Source organism: Corynebacterium sp. ACRPF (assembly GCF_022347395.1).
GTDB lineage: Bacteria > Actinomycetota > Actinomycetes > Mycobacteriales > Mycobacteriaceae > Corynebacterium > Corynebacterium tuberculostearicum_D.
The window spans coordinates 1-550 of record NZ_JAKRNB010000049.1 but is presented as its reverse complement, the minus strand read 5'-3'; the positions used below and the strand labels follow the sequence as shown (position 1 = coordinate 550).

At 53.3% G+C, this 550-nt stretch carries 1 protein-coding gene; it reads left to right on the top strand.

The window, feature by feature from the left end; translation table 11 throughout:
- The first annotated feature begins 224 nt into the window (after positions 1-224).
- Entirely contained in the window at positions 225-545 is a 321-nt protein-coding gene (locus tag MHX61_RS11260) for a transposase (protein WP_370658424.1), read from the top strand.
- Positions 546-550: the final 5 nt, after the last annotated feature.

Sequence of the window (550 nt, the reverse complement as noted above, 5' to 3'; positions counted from 1 at the left end):
TGAACTGCTCCCCATTAGTTGGACTGAGAAATCAGTTTCCGATTAGTGGGGAGTAGTTTTCATTGAGAGCTCGAAGTTTGGTGAGTGAGCATCAGCGGGAGCAGTTGGTTGAACTATTTGAGCAAGGCGTGGGCTATCGTGCCGCTGCTACTGCTCTTGGTGTCTCCACATACGCCGCCCGTATGCTCTGTCGTCGGTTTAAGCTGCATGGCAGACTATGTCTTGTGGAAAAACCGACTAAGCAGCAGTATTCGTTCGAAATCAAGAAGGAAGTTGTCCAACGCCACCTTTCTGGTGAGACAGCGATGGATCTTGCGCGCGAGTTTGGCCTGTCATCAGAGCACTTGGTCGGCGGATGGTCGAGGAAATGGCGTAAAGGTGGCTATGAGGCACTAAAACCGAAGCCGAAGGGCAGGCCCAAGGGTTCGAGCACGCCGAAGCCGCTTTCGGAGGAAGCGAAGCTGCGTCGCCAGATCGCGCGGTTGGAAGCGGAAAACGCATATCTAAAAAAATTGCGGGACTTGAGGAATCAGGGACACGCCTGAAGGTC